General features: G+C 71.5%; 14 protein-coding genes. 7 read left to right on the forward strand and 7 right to left on the reverse strand.

Translation table 11 applies throughout. The annotated features are described in order from the left end of the window. Positions 1-67: 67 nt before the first annotated feature. From ACYVOM_RS35475 to ACYVOM_RS35490, 4 genes are all read left to right on the forward strand, one after another. Positions 68-1,702: a hypothetical protein gene (locus ACYVOM_RS35475; RefSeq protein ID WP_460307967.1), complete on the forward strand. Its 1,635-nt coding sequence runs from the start codon at positions 68-70 to the stop codon at positions 1,700-1,702. Next, positions 1,699-2,586, forward strand: coding sequence for a 5'-methylthioadenosine/S-adenosylhomocysteine nucleosidase family protein (locus tag ACYVOM_RS35480; protein WP_460307968.1), 888 nt, complete (start codon positions 1,699-1,701; stop codon positions 2,584-2,586). Before ACYVOM_RS35475 ends, ACYVOM_RS35480 begins: the two co-directional genes overlap by 4 nt. Beyond that, the gene (locus ACYVOM_RS35485) at positions 2,583-3,263 is read left to right on the forward strand and encodes a hypothetical protein (RefSeq protein ID WP_460307969.1); all 681 of its coding nucleotides are present in this window, start codon (positions 2,583-2,585) and stop codon (positions 3,261-3,263) included. The genes ACYVOM_RS35480 and ACYVOM_RS35485 overlap by 4 nt, the downstream gene beginning before the upstream one ends. Positions 3,264-3,474: 211 nt before the next feature. Further along, positions 3,475-5,205, forward strand: coding sequence for a protein kinase domain-containing protein (locus tag ACYVOM_RS35490; protein WP_460307970.1), 1,731 nt, complete (start codon positions 3,475-3,477; stop codon positions 5,203-5,205). A 270-nt stretch (positions 5,206-5,475) separates the two neighbouring features. Here the strand turns inward: ACYVOM_RS35490 and ACYVOM_RS35495 are convergent, their stop codons facing one another. The 3 genes from ACYVOM_RS35495 to ACYVOM_RS35505 all read right to left on the reverse strand — a co-directional run bounded on the left by ACYVOM_RS35495 (position 5,476) and on the right by ACYVOM_RS35505 (position 8,275). Further along, the gene (locus ACYVOM_RS35495) at positions 5,476-5,769 is read right to left on the reverse strand and encodes a hypothetical protein (RefSeq protein ID WP_460307971.1); all 294 of its coding nucleotides are present in this window, start codon (positions 5,767-5,769) and stop codon (positions 5,476-5,478) included. Next, positions 5,766-6,614, reverse strand: coding sequence for a helix-turn-helix domain-containing protein (locus tag ACYVOM_RS35500; protein WP_460307972.1), 849 nt, complete (start codon positions 6,612-6,614; stop codon positions 5,766-5,768). Before ACYVOM_RS35500 ends, ACYVOM_RS35495 begins: the two co-directional genes overlap by 4 nt. A gap of 437 nt (positions 6,615-7,051) precedes the next feature. Next, positions 7,052-8,275, reverse strand: a complete 1,224-nt coding sequence (locus ACYVOM_RS35505) for an MFS transporter (RefSeq protein ID WP_460307973.1) — start codon at positions 8,273-8,275, stop codon at positions 7,052-7,054. 53 nt (positions 8,276-8,328) lie between these two features. Here ACYVOM_RS35505 and ACYVOM_RS35510 point away from each other — a divergent pair, with 53 nt between their 5' ends. The 3 genes from ACYVOM_RS35510 (at position 8,329) to ACYVOM_RS35520 (ending at position 9,636) form a co-directional block, all read left to right on the forward strand. Then, a complete protein-coding gene (locus tag ACYVOM_RS35510; RefSeq protein WP_460307974.1) occupies positions 8,329-8,820 on the forward strand; it encodes a winged helix-turn-helix transcriptional regulator in 492 nt (163 codons plus the stop codon). A gap of 169 nt (positions 8,821-8,989) precedes the next feature. Then, positions 8,990-9,250, forward strand: coding sequence for a type II toxin-antitoxin system Phd/YefM family antitoxin (locus ACYVOM_RS35515; RefSeq protein ID WP_460307975.1), 261 nt, complete (start codon positions 8,990-8,992; stop codon positions 9,248-9,250). Next, positions 9,235-9,636 carry a PIN domain-containing protein gene (locus tag ACYVOM_RS35520; RefSeq protein WP_460307976.1) on the forward strand — a complete coding sequence of 134 codons (402 nt, stop codon included), beginning with the start codon at positions 9,235-9,237 and terminating at the stop codon, positions 9,634-9,636. The genes ACYVOM_RS35515 and ACYVOM_RS35520 overlap by 16 nt, the downstream gene beginning before the upstream one ends. 51 nt (positions 9,637-9,687) lie before the next feature. Here the strand turns inward: ACYVOM_RS35520 and ACYVOM_RS35525 are convergent, their stop codons facing one another. From ACYVOM_RS35525 to ppdK, 4 genes are all read right to left on the reverse strand, one after another. Next, positions 9,688-10,917 (reverse strand): NAD(P)/FAD-dependent oxidoreductase, encoded by a 1,230-nt coding sequence (locus ACYVOM_RS35525; protein ID WP_460307977.1) that lies wholly within the window; start codon positions 10,915-10,917, stop codon positions 9,688-9,690. Positions 10,918-11,089: 172 nt separating this feature from the next. After that, positions 11,090-12,304 carry a deoxyguanosinetriphosphate triphosphohydrolase gene (locus ACYVOM_RS35530; RefSeq protein ID WP_460307978.1) on the reverse strand — a complete coding sequence of 405 codons (1,215 nt, stop codon included), beginning with the start codon at positions 12,302-12,304 and terminating at the stop codon, positions 11,090-11,092. Positions 12,305-12,344: 40 nt separating this feature from the next. Then, positions 12,345-13,010, reverse strand: a complete 666-nt coding sequence (locus tag ACYVOM_RS35535) for a YdcF family protein (protein WP_460307979.1) — start codon at positions 13,008-13,010, stop codon at positions 12,345-12,347. A gap of 188 nt (positions 13,011-13,198) precedes the next feature. Next, positions 13,199-15,871, reverse strand: coding sequence for a pyruvate, phosphate dikinase (gene ppdK / locus ACYVOM_RS35540; protein ID WP_460307980.1), 2,673 nt, complete (start codon positions 15,869-15,871; stop codon positions 13,199-13,201). Positions 15,872-15,956: the final 85 nt, after the last annotated feature.

Here is a 15,956-nt window from a genome sequence, read left to right on the forward strand (position 1 = left end):
CTTGACTCTAAATACCCTAACACTTAAGGTCATACCTACCTAATCCCCCTGTCCTCGCGGAAGTGACATGTCAGCTCACCCGCATCACCGCGCCTCGCCCTCCCGGTCCGCGCCCCGAAGCCGGGCGACCCGCCGCATGTCCGCGGGCGTCTACCTGGACCGCGGCCTGCGCGACCTCGTCCTCGCCCGGATCCGGCTCGACACCCGCCGCAGGGTGGCGCCCTCCTACGGACACGACATCGTCCCGGTCGCCGTGCACGCCGGGCGGTCCCTGTACATCGACCTCGCCGCCCAGGCCGCGACGGTCGGCCTGATCGTCCACTTCTGCCCGAACGCCGACCTCACCGCGGCGCTCGTCGTCCTCCTCGCCGACGTCTCGTGGCCGCGGCCGCGGCCGCGCGACACCTCCCCGGAAGCGGAGGACATCAGGCGCAGCCGCACGAAGTTCGTCCGGCTACTGTGGATCGGCGCGCTGGTCTACGCCGCCGTCCGGATCTACCGGGATCGAGACCTGACTCCGGCCGCCCTCGTCGTGCCCGGCCTCACTTGCGTCGGCGGGATCATGCTGGTCGCCGCGGTGGCCGCGCTGCTGCGCCGGGCGCTGGCCCATTGCGCGTCCGTCCGCGAACCCGCCACCGGGCCGTGGCCGGGACGGCTGGGGAGGATCGACGCGCAGCAGCACGACGGGCTCGTGCTCTACCGGCGCGCGTCGGCCAAGAACGATCCCGGTGTCGCTCGGCGGAGGGTGTCCGAGGTCCACCTCGGCGCCGGCCTCATCGTGCACCACTGGGGGTACCCCCTCACCGTGCCGCTGCTTTCCCCGGGCGAGCGCGGCGGGACCGCCCCGACGGCGGCCGCCGCATCGCGGCATGAGCACGTCATGACCCCCTTCGAGGTCGAGGACTGCATCGACGCGCTGGCCCGGGCCGTGCGTGAAGTCGGCGACGCCGACGAGCCGGGAGCGCTGCCGCACCTGGTCATCCGCGACCGCGTCTTCGCCGAGGAGAAGAGCGCGGTCGGGTCCCTGCCGCCGATGCCGCTGGAAGGCGCCGCGCGGACCGCCGTCATCAACGAGCCCCACGGGAACTTCCGGCACGTGCTGGAGATCACCACCACCGCGACCGGCGACATCGTCACCACGGTCTTCGTCCGGGTGACCCTCATCGCCCGGACCCTCAATCTCGACTTCACCGCCTGCGCGCTCACCCCGCTCCCGGCGCTGTACGAGAAGCCCGAGTACCAGCGGAGCCTTGTCGCCCTCCCCCTGGCCGCCGCCAAGGCCGCTCTCCGATGGCCCGACGAGATGGCGTCCGGGTTCAGCTCCGCGGTCCTGTGGGCGGCGGCCAAAGCGCTGCCGCACGCCCTGCTGTCCCGCGCCTTGATCCGCGGCGGCGCCGAGGCCGGCACCACCATCAGCGCGCGGGAGCATGTCGCCGAACCCTGGTCGGCGACCTCCGAGGCGGCGCGGGAGATCGCCAGGAACGTCTGGGTCGTCCAGGAACGCCTGCTGCGCAGCATGGTGTCCTTCCTCGACGACCACGGTGTCGATGTCTCGCAGTTCGAGAGGTGGGCCAATCTGATCATCGCCGCCAACGTGCTCAACATGGGAGACGGCAGCATCACCTTCAACAACACGCCCACCGCTCAGGGCGGGCCGGCCCCCGGCACCGGCGCCGACGGCGGTAAGGGAGGAACCCGGTGAAAGGTCTCGGCAACGCTCGGATCACGGCGAACATCATCAACACCGGAGACATGGTGATCAACGGCCCGGTCACCTCGTTCACGGGAGAGAGCCCGCAGCCCTTCCCGCAGCCCGTCCCGGTGGACGACCGGGCCGCGCAGCCCTGCGACGTCGGCGTCATCACGGTGACGGCCAAGGAGACGCACGCCGTCAAGCGGGTCCTCGGCCTACGCGCGGGGAGGGAGGGCCTGATCCCCGTGTACTCCGGTGAGGTCGAAGGCGTCTCCGTCTGCGCGGTCATGGCGCCCGCCCAGGGCCAGCGCTCGGCGATGGCGGCGGTGGAGAACCTCCTGCACGTCTGCGACCCGGGCGCCGTCGTGCTCTGCGGCATCGGCGGGGGCCGCCCGCCCACCGCGCTCGGCGACGTCGTGGTGGCCACGGAGGTCGTCTACTACGACCAGCGGAAGATCACCGCCGAGGGAGTGCGCCGCCGGGCCGACGCGCACCCGGCGCCCGCCGTCGCGCGGCACGCGGTGAACGCCTTCCGCACCGAGGTCGACCTGCTCACCGCGACCGATCCCGACGGGCGGGTCAGGTCGTTCACGGTGCACGACGGGCCGCTCGGCTCGGGCGAGGCGGTCATCGCCGCGGAGGGGGCCGCCGAACTCGCCTGGCTCGATCAGGTGAACGACAAGCTCCTCGCGATAGACATGGAGGCGGGCGGTCTCGCCCGTGCCCTGCACGAGCGGACGGCGCGCACCGGAAGGCAGCAGCCCTGGCTCGTCGTCAGAGGGATCTCCGACCACGCCGACGCGGCGAAGAGCGACGAGCCGCAAAGGGACGCCGCCCTGCACGCCGCGCTCACCCTCGTCCGGTTGCTGCCGTACCTGAAGGGGCTGCGGTGAACGAGTTCACGGTCGGGGTCGTCAGCTCGCTGGCCGCGACGGCGCTCACCGTGGCGGCCGGCTGGCTGCTGTCGAGACGCGCCAGGCTTTGGGCGGTGCGCCTGGCCGGACGCTCCACCGGCACGGGAGTCCGCAGCCTGTACCGGCGCCAGCGCGAGGCCGCCGACGATCTGGCCCGCGACCTGGCCCGTGCACGGTGGGTGGGCGTGCTGGCGGGACGGGGCAACGAACTCACCCGCGAGCCGTTCGCCCCGCTGTGGTCGGGCGCTCCCGGCGGGACCGAGACAATCAGGGTGGCGCTGCCCGACCCGTCCGGCATCTGGCTGGAACGGCGCGCGGAGTCGGTCCACCGCGCCGACCGCGGCCTCCGCCCCGGGGTGCTGCGAGAGCAGGTCCGCAGCAACCTCTCCTACCTGGCGGAGGTGGCGCGGCATACGCCGAGCCTCGAACTGCGCCTGTACGAATCGCCCAACCTCTACCGCCTCATCGTCACCGACGAGGTCGCCTACATCACCCTTTACGAGGACTCCAGGCACAGCAGGAACTCCCCCTGCGTCGCCGTGCGCCGTCCGGGGTTTCTCTACGAGTTCGCCGTCCGGGCCTTCACCACCGGATGGGAGGCCTCCGTCCCCGGATCTCCGGAGAGACCTTCCCCCCGAACCGGAGATCCGCGCTGATCGCGGCTCCGATCCGCCGAGGCGCGGGTCAGCTCGCCTTCGCGGTCGATGCGGAAGCTCTCCGCGCTGGGGTCCCGGACCGCCGGATCACCTGTACCGCGCGACACATATCACGGGATCAGACACGAACTGCCGCTTCAGCGCCATTTGGGGCGGTTCTGGCGGTACTTTCTGAGTGGATCATGAAACGGGCAGATAGTGAGGATCCTTGGTGAAAGTCCTTTCAGGGCGGTACGAGCTCGTGGAGCCCCTGGGGCGGGGCGCCATGGGCGTGGTGTACCGCGCGCAGGACCGGGAGCTGGGCCGGGTGGTCGCGGTCAAGGTGCTTCCCGCGGAACTGCTGCGCAGCGAGGCCTACCGGGCGCGGTTCCGGCGGGAGGCCAGGGCCGCGGCCGGGCTGGCGCACGCGAACATCGCGGTCGTCTACGACGTGGGCGAGGACACCGGCGGTGAAGAACCCGTGCCGTATCTGGTGATGGAACTCGTCGAAGGCGGAACGCTCTCCGACCTGCTCGACGAAGGGCCGGTCACCCCGAAGGAGGCCCGCGAGATCACCGTGGCGATCCTTGAGGCGCTGGAGCACAGCCACGGGCGCGGCATCGTGCACCGCGACCTCAAACCGGCCAACATCATGGTGCATCGCGACGCCGACCGGACCCGCGTCAAGGTGATGGACTTCGGGATCGCCCGGCTGCTGTCGGACACCGCCACGAAGCTCACCGCCACCGGCATGCTCATCGGCACACCCTCCTACATGGCCCCCGAACAGGCCCAAGGCAAGCCGACGGATACGCGCTCCGACCTGTACTCCGTCGGCTGCGTCCTCTACGAGCTCCTCACCGGTCGGCCGCCCTTCGTCGGCGACTCGCTCCCCTCGGTGCTCTTCCAGCACCTCCAGAAGGACCCCGACCCGCCCTCCGAACTGAACCCGGCCCTTCCCGCGTTCTGGGACGCGATCATCGGCACCGCGCTGGCGAAGGCCCCGGAGCACCGCTTCACCGACGCCGCCGCGATGCGGCAGGCCGTCGAGGCAGGCTCGGTGCCTTCCGCCGAACCGGTTCCGGCTCCCGCGCCCGAGGAGCCCCCGGCTCCCACGCCGACGCCGCAGCCCGTCACCGTGCCTCCCGTCGTGCCCGGCCCTCCTCCGGCGCCCCCTTCCCCGGCGCCCCCCGTCAACCCGCACCATGTGCTTTACGCTCCCCCTCCCGCGCCGCCTTGGTCGGGCCCCGACCCGCACCACCCCGGCCCTCGGCCCCAGCAGGCACCCCGCCGACGGACCGGCACGGGCCGCCGCGGACTGGTCGTCGGCGCGGTCACCGGCGTCGTCCTCGCGACGCTGGCCGTCGTCGCGGCGGCGGCCGGAGACCTGATCCCGGGCATGTCGCAGGGCGGTGACCGGCAGGTCGCCACCGGCGGCGGTACCCGGTTCCCCGCCGCCGATGACCGGACCCCCGACGAAGCGGGCGCGGAGACCCCCGTCGAAGAGTCGGCGTCTTCCCCCTCGGCGACGCCGACGGCCCGGTCCGTCGCGGAATGCCTCATCGGAAGGTGGGAGACCGTCGAATGGCCGCGCCACCTGGAGATCAACGACGTCACGACCGACGTGACCTGGTCCGGCTACGCGTACGTGACCTTCACGGACGACGGATTCCAGAACCTGGAGAGCAACAACAGCACCTTCTGGACGCTCGACGACGGCAGCCCCGTCGAGATGCGCCGCCGCGGCACCTCCTCGGCCGAATACAGAATCAGCGGCGACCGTCTCTCCTACACCCCGGCCCAGGACTCGGAAACGAGAACGCTCCTCATCTCCGGCCAGGTCGTCCAGGACGCCGACCTCGGCATCGGGTACTCCGACGACGACGTCTCCTCCTGCACCGACACCGAACTCGTCCTCATCGACTCGATGCTCAACCACGTCACCTACCGCCGCGTGCCCTGACCACCCCCACCCGCGTCTCCCGCCCCGGCAGGAGACGCGGGGCCTCCCCCGCACACCCTTGACCACCGACGGCGCCGACTTCCCGGAGAGACGAGCAGCGTCGCCCGCTCCTCCGCCGTGCCCTTCCTCCGCCTCGTCCAGCAATCCCCTCCCCCGCGGCCTCCACTGATGCCATCTCCTCGACATGGCATCGTCGTAGAGCCGATGGCCGCCCCGGCGAGCCCGGATCCGGTTGCGGCGAGCGGGCCGCAGGCGGCTGTCGGGAGCCGGTCAGGCGGAGCGGAGGGAGGCCGAGAGCGCGTCGCAGTGGCCGGTGAAGGACTCCGCCGGCGTCACGAAGGCGACGGTGCTCGGATCTCGATCCTGCGGGGGCCGGTCGAGCGCACCACGGGCGACTCCGATCAGTCGGCGCACCGCCGCCTCGTCGCCGAGCAACGCCGCTGCGGGCGCCTTGCGCATCTCGATGAGCGCGTGCAGTTTGGGGCACGGTTCGTGGCGGGCGACGGCCGTGGCCCGATCCAGCAGCCGAAGCGCCTCGCGCGCCGGTCCGGCATCACCCGTCATCCGGCTGAGATGGGTGGACTACAGCGCCAGCGAGGCGTAGGTGAGCACGGCGTCGCCGGAAGTCTCAGCCAGCGGGACGCTCTCGCCGAAGAGACCGCGCGGGAGGGCCTGGGCATCAGGGTCGTAGGCGCGAAACCCGCCTCGATCCCGATCTCAGCGCAGAGGGCGAGCAGGTCGCGCCCGATGCGCTCGGTGTGGTCGCTCGCGTCGAGCATCGCCCGAGCGCGTTTGGAGAGAGCCACCCCTTGCCGTACCACTCCGCTTCCGCCCCGGGAGCGATCCTGCCTGCGCAGACCGTTCACCGAGGCGCGGAGCAGGCGGAGGTGCGCGTCCGTCACTTGGACGGGCGGTGCCGAGCCCGCCGGAACCATCGTAGCGGCCGTCACGGCCATGGTCTGCCCTGCGAACGTGCGCCGGTCGATGCTTTCCGCTCCCCTGCCCGCTGCCTCCCCCTCGACCGGTACGTCGGCGGAATCGGGATCGCCGAGGAACAGCGGGAGCAGGGACTTCCTCGGCATGCCCACCGCGTCGACGAACGCGCGCAGTTCCCGGAGGTCGTACAACGTGTCGCGTTCGCCGCGCTCGACCCGGCCCACCTTGGTCTGCGTCCAGCCGGGGACCAGGTCGGCGAGCTCCTGCTGACTCATACCCGTCATTTCACGCAGTCTCGCCGCCACCGCCGCCAGGTCTCCGTCCGCGAGGGCGGACCGCATCTCGGCCGAGTCGAACAGTCCTGCGGCACCCGCCGCCGCCCCGCGGGCCCGTGAGCACGGGCCGCATCGGACACCCGGGTTGTACCGGGAAAGGTGTACGTCGCACGCGGAGCAGCGTCGGTCCGCCGCCATGACCTTCTCCCTCCCGCCCGCTTCGTGCGCTCGGCGCGGGCGACCGTTGCCATTGTGCAAGCCCGAACCCGGCACGTCCGGGGATGTCGTCTCGGGGGCCGCTTCTCGAGCGGATCACCGCGCGCCGCAACGGCGAGGGGCGCTGGATGCTGCGCTGGTTTTGGGGCGACGCCCTCGGCCCCGCCACCGGCCTCGGCGCCGTGGTCGTTAAGATCACCCACGTTCTCACCCCTTCCCCCGGCGTCGCGAGTCCGCCTGACCGTGCCGGGATGACAGAGCGCGCCGGCCCAGGTTCGGGATTTCTTGGGCGACGAGCGTGTGGGGGCAGCCGCTCGCCGGGCGGGCGGCCGACGGGGCCTGCCGTCCGATCCGGCGCTGTCGAGGGCGGGCCCGGCGGGCGGTCGGCTCCGCCTCGGCGGAGGCGTCGCGGGCTCGGGTCAGTGTGCGGGAGCCGGTCGGGCGGGGTCGGGGGACTCGATCGGGGTCGTCGCCCAGAGGAGGAGGGCGGCGAGGCTGAAGGCGGCGCCGAGGGCGCAGACGCCGAGCCAGCCGGCGGACGCGTAGGTCAGGGACGAGCCCAGGGCGCCCAAGGCGCTTCCCACGGAGTAGAAGACCATGTATCCGCCGATGACGCGGCTTCCGGCGTCGGGTCGGACGGTGTAGATGAGGGTCTGGTTCGTCACGTGGACGGCCTGGACGGCGAAGTCGAGCAGGACCGCGCCCAGTGCGAGGGCCCACAGGGAGTGTTCGGTGAGGGCGAGGGGGATCCAGGAGGCCGCGAGTACGGCGAGGCCGATGCCGGTCGTGCGCCGGGCCAGGCCGCGGTCGTTCCACCGGCCCGCCACCCGCGCGGCCAGCGCTCCGGCCAGGCCGGCGAGGCCGAACGCGCCGATCGCGGTGTGCGACAGCGACCACGGCGGCTCGCTGAGCGGCTGGACCATGCCGCTCCACAGTGTGCTGAAGGCCGCGAAGACCAGCAGCGCGAGCGCGCCGCGCACGCGCAGGAGCCGGTGGCGCGCGAACAGGGAGACGGTGGAGCGCAGCAGGTCCGGGTACCGCGTCGCCTCGGCGGGTGCTCCGGCGCGCGGCAGCTCCCGCCGCAGCAGGAGCGCCAGGCAGGCCGTGACGGCCGCCGAGGCGAGGTAGACGGCGCGCCAGCCGGCCAGGTCGGCCAGCACGCCCGCGACGGTGCGGGCCAGGAGGATGCCGGTGACGACACCGCCGGTGACCGCCCCCACGACCCTCCCCCTGCGTTCGGGCGCGGCGAGCGACGCCGCTGCCGCGACCATCGTCTGAGTGACCACGGCGAGGAACCCGACCGCGCTCAGGGCGGCGAGCAGCATCGCCCCCTCGAACGCCAGCCCGGCCACCAGGAGCGCCGCGCACAGCAGGCCCAGCTGAACGGTGATCAGGAGCCGGCGGTCGAGGAGGTCGCCCAGGGGCACGAGCAGGAACAGGCCCAGCCCGTAGCCGACCTGGGTGGCGGTGACGACCGCGCCCAGCAGTTCCGGGCCGAGCGAGAACCGCGCGCCCAGCGTGACCAGCAGGGGCTGGGCGAAGTAGACGTTGGCCACCGCACTGCCGCAGGCGACGGCGAACAGCCGGACTGTCCGCGCGGATATATCCGCTTTCCCAGCCGCGAGGGCGTGTTCTCCTGACATCCCACCTCCAGTTGCATCTTGCTACCAGATGGACCCTAGGCCGACGAGGTAGCATGTTGCAACCAGATGTCGAGGAGGACGCGGTGATGGTCGCCCGTACGAGATTCGAAGCCGATCCCTGCCCGGTCGCGCGGTCGGTGGACGCCATCGGCGATTGGTGGTCGCTGCTGATCGTCCGCGACGCGTTCGACGGCAGCCGCCGCTTCGGCGAGTTCCAGCGCGGCCTCGGCATCGCCAAGAACATCCTTGCCGCCCGCCTGCGCGGCCTTGAGGAGGCCGGCGTCCTCCGCCAGGAACCCGCCTCCGACGGCAGCGCCTACCGCGACTACGTCCTCACCGACAAAGGCCGCGACCTCTTCCCCGTCATCGTCGCCCTCCGCCAATGGGGCGAATCCCACTGCTTCACCCCCGACACCCCCCGCTCCCGCCTCCTCGACCGCCGCGACCACCTCCCCCTCCTTCCCCTCACCCCCCGGGCCGCCGACGGCCGCCCCGTCACCCCCGCCGACACGATCGTCGAAAAAATCCCCCCACCCCCTCTCTGAGCACCCCGCACCCGACACCGGGCCGCCCCCACCGGGTCGAACACGCCCACACCGTCATCCCCCTCGAGGACAAGCACCTCCGACCGGCCCGCGACACCCCGGACCGGAACCGCCGTTCCGGATCGGCGCATCCCCCGGCTCGTCCATCAGCAATCAGATATCTGATCCCATGAGAGTGATCAGTGCCACCGAGGCCTCGCGCAATTTCGCCCTGGTGCTGGACGAAGCGGAACGAGGCGAGACGATCATCGTCACCCGTGGGGGAAGGCGGATCGCCACCATCGGTCCCGCGCCCACCGCGCCCGGCCGCATGGTCAAGGCCTTCCTCTCCCGGTCCGAGGGCTCCTTGGACGAGGAGTTCGGGCGCGATGTGGCGGCGGCTCGCCAGAGCGTGGACGAGGAGATGAGGCCGACGTGGCCCGACGCCTGATCCTCGCCACCGGTGTGCTGATCGCGTCAGAGCGCGGCACCGCCTCGGTCGACGAGGTGATCGGCGACACGGACGACGTCGCCATCTCCGCCATCACGGTGGCAGAACTCCTGGTCGGCGTCGAACTGGCGGACGCGGCGCGCCGCCCCGTGCGCCAGGCCTTCGTCGACGAAGTCCTGGCGCTGATCCCCGTTGAGGAGTACACCGCCGACGTCGCTCGGGTACACGCCCGGCTTCTCGCCGAGACCCGTCGGCAGGGAAGACGGCGCGGCGCCTATGACTTGCTCATCGCCGCCACGGCCGCGGCCACCGCGCGCACCATCATCACCGCCGATTCCTCGGCGGCGTTCGATGACCTGCCCGGCGTACGGGCCCAGGTCCTCTGAGCCGGGCGCACGGCCCGAGCGCGCGCGACGCGCGACGGCGGGCGGGGCCGATCAGAGGTCGGTGAGAGGCACGGATGGGTCGGTGAGGCGGGATTCCTCGACCTTCTTGCCGGAGCGGATGAGGGCCTGGAGGGGGGCGGTGACGTCCCAGATGTTCGCGTTCATGGCAGCGACGATCGCGCCTTCGGAGAGCCAGAAGGCGATGTACTCGCCGGTGGACGGGTCGCCGCGGAAGACGACCTTGTCGTAGGCGCCGGGGGCGGCGTAGCCGGAGAACTCCATGCCGAGGTCGTACTGGTCGGAGAAGAAGTAGGGGACGCGGTCGTAGGTGACGTCCTGGCCGAGCATGGACTTGGCGGCGGCCGGGCCGGCGTTCAGGGCGTTGGCCCAGTGCTCCACGCGGATGTGGCGGCCGTACAGGGGATGGAAGGCGTTGGCGACGTCGCCGGCGGCGTAGACGTCGGGGTCGTCGGTGCGCAGGGAGGAATCCACCAGGACGCCGTTCTCCGTCTTCAGGCCCGCGGTCTTGGCCAGGGAGTCCTCCGGGACGGCGCCGACGCCGATCACCACGAGATCGGCCGGGACCTCGTGGCCGAGCGAGGTGGTGACGTGCTCGACGGAGCCTTCGCCGCGCAGGGCGAACAGGCCCTCCCCGGTGCGCACCTCCACCCCGTGTGCGCGGTGCAGCTCGGCGAACAGGGCGCCGACCTCCGGGCCGAGCGCCGCCTGCAGCGGGGCGGCCTCGGCCTCCAGCACCGTCACCTCGTTGCCGTAGGTGCGGGCGGCGGCGGCCACCTCAAGGCCGATCCAGCCCGCGCCGACGATCACGACGCGCAGGCCGCCGCCCTTGATCCGCTCGCGCAGCGCCAGGGAATCGGCCTTGGTGCGCAGGGTGTGCACTCCCCCGAGGTTCGCCCCGGGCACGCGCAGCCGCCTTGGCACGGCGCCCGTGGCGAGCAGCAGTTTGGCGTACTCCACCGACGAGCCGTCGGCCAGGCCGACGCGGTGGGCGGAGAGGTCGAGGCTCCGCGCCTCGGCGTCCTCGCGCAGCTCCACCTCGTGCTCGGCGTACCAGCCGGCCTCGTGGACGTAGACCGAGTCGTCGTCCTTCTTCCCCAGCAGGACGTCCTTGCTGAGCGGCGGCCGCTCGTAGGGGCGCTCCCCTTCCCGCCCCAGCAGGACGATCCGGCCCCCGAACCCCTCGGCGCGCAGCGTCTCGGCGGCCTTGGCCCCCGCCAGGCCCGCTCCGACGATCACAAAAGTGCTTCCGGTCCCCGACATCGCGCTCTCCCCGAGTTGCGCAGATCCACCGGCGACGCGGGCGCGCCGCCGACCCCACAACGCCCACACTGCCACACCGGACGGAAGAGCGTTCCGGGCCTGTGGACAACTTTCCGCGACCCGCCCGACCCGCCCGCGCCGGCCCCCGCGTCAGCCGCGTGTCAGCCGCGTGTCAGCCGCAGAGCCTCGCGTGCCAGGCCAGCGCGCTGGTGTCGGTCAGCGACGCCACCTGGTCGACGATGACGCGGCGGCGCGCCTGCGCGTCGGCGGCGTCGGCGTAGGCCCAGCGGAACATCGGGTCGAGGGTGCCGGGCGCGCCCGCCGCGAGGGCTTCGGCGAGTTCGGCGATCACCTGGCGCTGCCGGGCCCGGTTCGCCTCGTAGCTGATCCACACGTAGTGCGCGGTGACCGCCTTGAGCAGCGACACCTCCTGCCGGATGTGCCGCGGGACGATCAGGTCCGCGTCGTAGCGGGTGAGCCGCCCCGGGCCGTAGGTGTCCCGGGTGGCCTCCTCGGCGCCCATGCAGAACCGGCCGATCAGCCAGCTCGTGAGGTTCTTCAGCGCCGCGTACGCCGAGGCGGTGTGGTCGATCTCGCGCGGCCAGAACGGCTGGGACAGCAGGACGGTGAAGCGATCCTCCAGCTCCGGCGCGTCCCCCTCACTGCCGTACATCTTCGCCGCGACCTCGGCGACGTCCTTGCGCAGCACCGAGTCGGCGAGCATCCCGAGGTTGACCGAGCCGGTGACGAGGGCGTCCTCAAGATCGTGCACGGAGTAGGCGACGTCGTCGGACCAGTCCATCACCTGGGCCTCGAAGCACGTCCTGCCCTCGGGGGCCTCCGACCGGACCCAGAGGGCGACCTCGAGGTCGTCGTCGTAGACCCCGTACTTGGCGGGGTTGTCCCGCCGCCGCCACGGATACTTCATGGTCGCGTCGAGGGACGCGCGGGTCAGGTTGAGCCCGACGCTGCGCCCGTCCTCGGCGAAGGACTTGTGCTCCAGCCGGGTGAGCAGCCGCAGGCTCTGCGCATTGCCCTCGAAGCCGCCGCAGTCTCCGGCGAAGACGTTCAGGGCCTTCTCGCCGTTGTGGCCGAACGGCGGGTGGCCGAGGTCGTGGGCGAGGCACGCGGTCTCGACGAGGTCGGGATCGCAGCCGAGTGACTTGCCGAGTTCGCGCCCGACCTGGCCGCACTCCAGCGAGTGGGTGAGGCGGGTGCGCTGGAAGTCGTTCGAGCCGGGGTCGCCCACCTGGGTCTTGGACGACAACCGCCGCAGCGCCGCGCTGTGCAGCACCCGGGCGCGGTCGCGCTCGAAGGCCGTCCGGTCGCGGCGCTTGGGCACCTCGGGGGCCCACCGCTCGATGTCGAAGGAGGTGTAGCCGTTCATCCGCCGAGGATAGTGCGCGAAGGTGACGCCGCCATGACGTTCAGCTCTTGGCGCGACTACGGCCCAGCAACACGTAGTAGAGGTAGCCGCCCGTCTCGCGGATGATGGACTGCGCCTGCGTGTCCCGGGTCATGACGCTGGGGCCGCTGCGGGTGGGCGACGACGCGGCTTCGATGCCGTTCTCCGAGGCCATCTTCTCCGAGCGGAGGCTGTGCCAGGGGTCGGTGACGACCACGCCGGTCTTCCAGCCCCTCTCCTTGTACTCGGCGCCTACCGCGACCATGCTCTGGAGCGTGTCGCGGCCGCTCTCCACGGCGAGGACGTCGTCGGCGGGGACGCCGAGGCCGATGAGGAAGTCGCGTCCTGCGGCGGCCTCGGTCACCCGGTCGCCGGTCTGCTTGCCGCCCACGGTGACGATCTTGGGCGCGACCTTCTCGTCGTAGAGCTCCTTGGCGTGCCGCAGCCGGGACTCCAGGTACGCCGAGGGGCGTCCGTCGTACTGGGCGGCGCCGAGGACGATGATCGCGTCGGACGGCGGCCGGTGGTCCTGGCGCGCCTCGTACCAGACCCGCCAGCCGACGACGAGCGGGGTCAGCACGCAGACGGACACCACCACGAACAGGATCCTGCCCGTCCAGACCAGGAACCGCGGTCTGCGCCGCTTCTTGCGGGGCCCGCGCCCCTGGCCGCCCTCGTTCCGTTCCATCCGCTGTTCCGTCGCGTCCGCGTCCATCGCCATCGTGGCTCTCACACTATGTGAGACGGACGCGGGGATCAGGCAGTTCGGCCCGGTGGCCGGTTCCCCTGCGCAGCCGGGTCCTCCAAGAACCGGCCACCGGGCCCATGAGCACGCCCGGCACCCGGAAGGATGCCGGGCCTTGCCCGATATGACCGTCAGCGGCTGTCGCTGCCCGCCGTCTCGACCGACGCCCGGCCCGCCTCAAGGCGGGCCACCGGCACGCGGAACGGGGAGCACGACACGTAGTCCAGCCCGACCTCGTGGAAGAAGTGGACGGACTCGGGGTCGCCGCCGTGCTCGCCGCAGACGCCGAGCTTGATGCCCGGACGGGTCTTGCGGCCCTCCTCGACGGCGATCTTGACGAGGCGGCCGACGCCGTCGCGGTCGAGGGTCTCGAACGGGGACACGCCGAAGATGCCCAGGTCGAGGTAGCGGCTGAAGAACGAGGCCTCGACGTCGTCGCGGGAGAAGCCCCACGTCGTCTGGGTGAGGTCGTTGGTGCCGAAGGAGAAGAACTCGGCGCCTTCGGCGATCTGTCCGGCCGTGAGCGCGGCGCGCGGCAGCTCGATCATCGTGCCGATGAGCGCCTCGACGCCGCCGCCGACCTCGGCGAGGACGCCTTCGGCCTCTTCCCTGGCGTGTTCCAGCTCCTGGATCGACCCGACGAGCGGGATCATGATCTCCGGCTTCGGGCTGCCGCCCTCGGCCAGACGCTCGGCGGCGGCTTCGGCGATAGCCCGCACCTGCATCGCGAAAAGGCCAGGAATCACCAAACCCAGCCTCACACCTCGCAACCCGAGCATAGGGTTCTGTTCGTGGAGGCGGTGGACGGCCTCCAGCAGCGTGCGGTCCTTCTCGGAAGCGTCGGCACCGGCAAGTGCCACCTTCACCGACAGTTCGGTCAGATCCGGGAGGAATTCGTGCAGCGGCGGGTCGATGAGCCGGATCGTGACCGGCAGCCCGTCCATGTCCTTCAGGATCCCGTGGAAGTCCTCGCGCTGCAGCGGCGCGAGCGCGTCGAGGGCCTGGATGCGCTCGGCGTCGGAGGTGGCGAGGATCAGGTCCTCCACGAGCTGCCGCCGGTCGCCGAGGAACATGTGCTCGGTACGGCACAGGCCGATGCCCTGCGCGCCGAAGCGGCGGGCGCGGGCGGCGTCCTCGGGGGTGTCGGCGTTGGCCCGGACGGCCAGGCGGCGGGCGGTGTCGGCGTGCGTCATGATCCGGTGCACCGACTGCACGAGCTCGTCGCCGTCCTCGGGGGCGAGGGCGCCTTCGAAGTACTGCACGACCGGGGAATCGCTGACGGGGACCTCGCCGAGGTAGACGGCGCCGGAGGTGCCGTCGATGGAGATGACGTCGCCCTCGTTGACGACGACGTCACCGACCCGGGCCACCTTGTTCTTGACGTCCACGTCGAGTTCTTCGGCGCCGCAGACGCAGGTCTTGCCCATGCCGCGGGCGACGACGGCGGCGTGGGAGGTCTTGCCGCCGCGGGAGGTGAGGATGCCCTGCGCGGCGATCATGCCGGTGAGGTCGTCGGGGTTGGTCTCGCGGCGCACCAGGATGACCTTCTCGCCGCGCGCGGCGGCGGCCTCGGCCGCCTCGGAGGAGAAGACCGCCTTGCCGACGGCCGCGCCCGGGGAGGCGTTCATGCCCTTGGCGATGCGGTTCTTGGGGGCGTCGGCGTCGAAGCGGGGGAACATCAGCTGGGCGAGCTGGTCGCCGTTGACCCGGTGCACCGCCTCGTCGAGGTCGATGAGGCCCTGGTCGGCGAGCTGGCAGGCGATGCGGAACGCCGCGGCGGCGGTCCGCTTGCCTACTCGGGTCTGCAGCATCCAGAGCTTGCCGCGCTCCACCGTGAACTCGATGTCGCACAGGTCGAGGTAGTGGTTCTCGAGCTTCTCCATGATGGCGAGGAGCTCGTCGTAGACGTCCTTGTTGATCTGCTCGAGGTCCGCGAGGGGCACCGTGTTGCGGATGCCGGCGACGACGTCCTCGCCTTGGGCGTTCTGGAGGTAGTCGCCGTAGACGCCCTGCTGGCCGCTGGCCGGGTCACGGGTGAAGGCCACGCCGGTGCCGGAGTCCATGCCGAGGTTGCCGAAGACCATGGAGCAGATGTTCACCGCGGTGCCGAGGTCGGCGGGGATGCGCTCCTGGCGGCGGTAGAGGATGGCGCGGTCGGCGTTCCACGAGTCGAACACCGCCTTGATCGCCAGGTCCATCTGCTCGCGGGGGTCGCCGGGGAACTCGCGTCCGGCGTGCTCGCGGACGATGCCCTTGAAGGTGTCGACGAGGCCGCGGAAGTCCTCGGCGTCGAGGTCGAGGTCGTCGGTCGTGCCCTTGGCGTGCTTGAGCTCCTCGAGCGCCTCCTCGAACAGGTCGCCGTCCACGCCCAGCACGGTCTTGCCGAACATCTGGATCAGGCGCCGGTAGGAGTCCCACGCGAAGCGGTCGTTGCCGCCGGCCTGCTTGGCCAGGCCCAGCACGGAGTCGTCGTTCAAACCGATGTTGAGGACGGTGTCCATCATGCCGGGCATGGAGAACTTGGCGCCCGACCGGACGCTGACGAGCAGCGGGTCGTCGGACTGGCCGAGCCGCTTGCCCATGGACTCTTCCAGAGCCGTCAGCTTCGCGGTGATCTCCGCGGTCAGGCCTTCGGGGGTCCTGCCCTCGGCCAGGTAGTGCCGACAGGCCTCCGTGGTGATGGTGAACCCCGGAGGCACCGGAAGACCCAGGTTTGTCATTTCGGAAAGATTTGCACCTTTTCCGCCCAGGAGATCTTTCAGATCTTTGTTGCCCTCGGTGAAGTCGTACACGAACTTCGGCACGGCCAGCTCCTTCCACCCTTTGGTCGTGAACTGTACCTGTTGCCCTGTTCAGGCCCCTTCACCCCATTCTCCCGGAGGGCAAACC

The organism is Actinocorallia aurea (assembly GCF_054783995.1).

What these genes read in the sequence shown, in the direction of transcription:
- ACYVOM_RS35475 (WP_460307967.1), top strand. Translation starts at nt 68, where the DNA reads ATGTCAGCTCACCCGCATCACCGCGCCTCGCCCTCCCGGTCCGCGCCC.
- ACYVOM_RS35495 (WP_460307971.1), bottom strand. Translation starts at nt 5,769, where the DNA reads ATGACGGGTGATGCCGGACCGGCGCGCGAGGCGCTTCGGCTGCTGGAT.
- ACYVOM_RS35500 (WP_460307972.1), bottom strand. Translation starts at nt 6,614, where the DNA reads ATGGCGGCGGACCGACGCTGCTCCGCGTGCGACGTACACCTTTCCCGG.
- ACYVOM_RS35505 (WP_460307973.1), bottom strand. Translation starts at nt 8,275, where the DNA reads ATGTCAGGAGAACACGCCCTCGCGGCTGGGAAAGCGGATATATCCGCG.
- ACYVOM_RS35510 (WP_460307974.1), top strand. Translation starts at nt 8,329, where the DNA reads ATGTTGCAACCAGATGTCGAGGAGGACGCGGTGATGGTCGCCCGTACG.
- ACYVOM_RS35515 (WP_460307975.1), top strand. Translation starts at nt 8,990, where the DNA reads ATGAGAGTGATCAGTGCCACCGAGGCCTCGCGCAATTTCGCCCTGGTG.
- ACYVOM_RS35525 (WP_460307977.1), bottom strand. Translation starts at nt 10,917, where the DNA reads ATGTCGGGGACCGGAAGCACTTTTGTGATCGTCGGAGCGGGCCTGGCG.
- ACYVOM_RS35530 (WP_460307978.1), bottom strand. Translation starts at nt 12,304, where the DNA reads ATGAACGGCTACACCTCCTTCGACATCGAGCGGTGGGCCCCCGAGGTG.
- ACYVOM_RS35535 (WP_460307979.1), bottom strand. Translation starts at nt 13,010, where the DNA reads ATGGAACGGAACGAGGGCGGCCAGGGGCGCGGGCCCCGCAAGAAGCGG.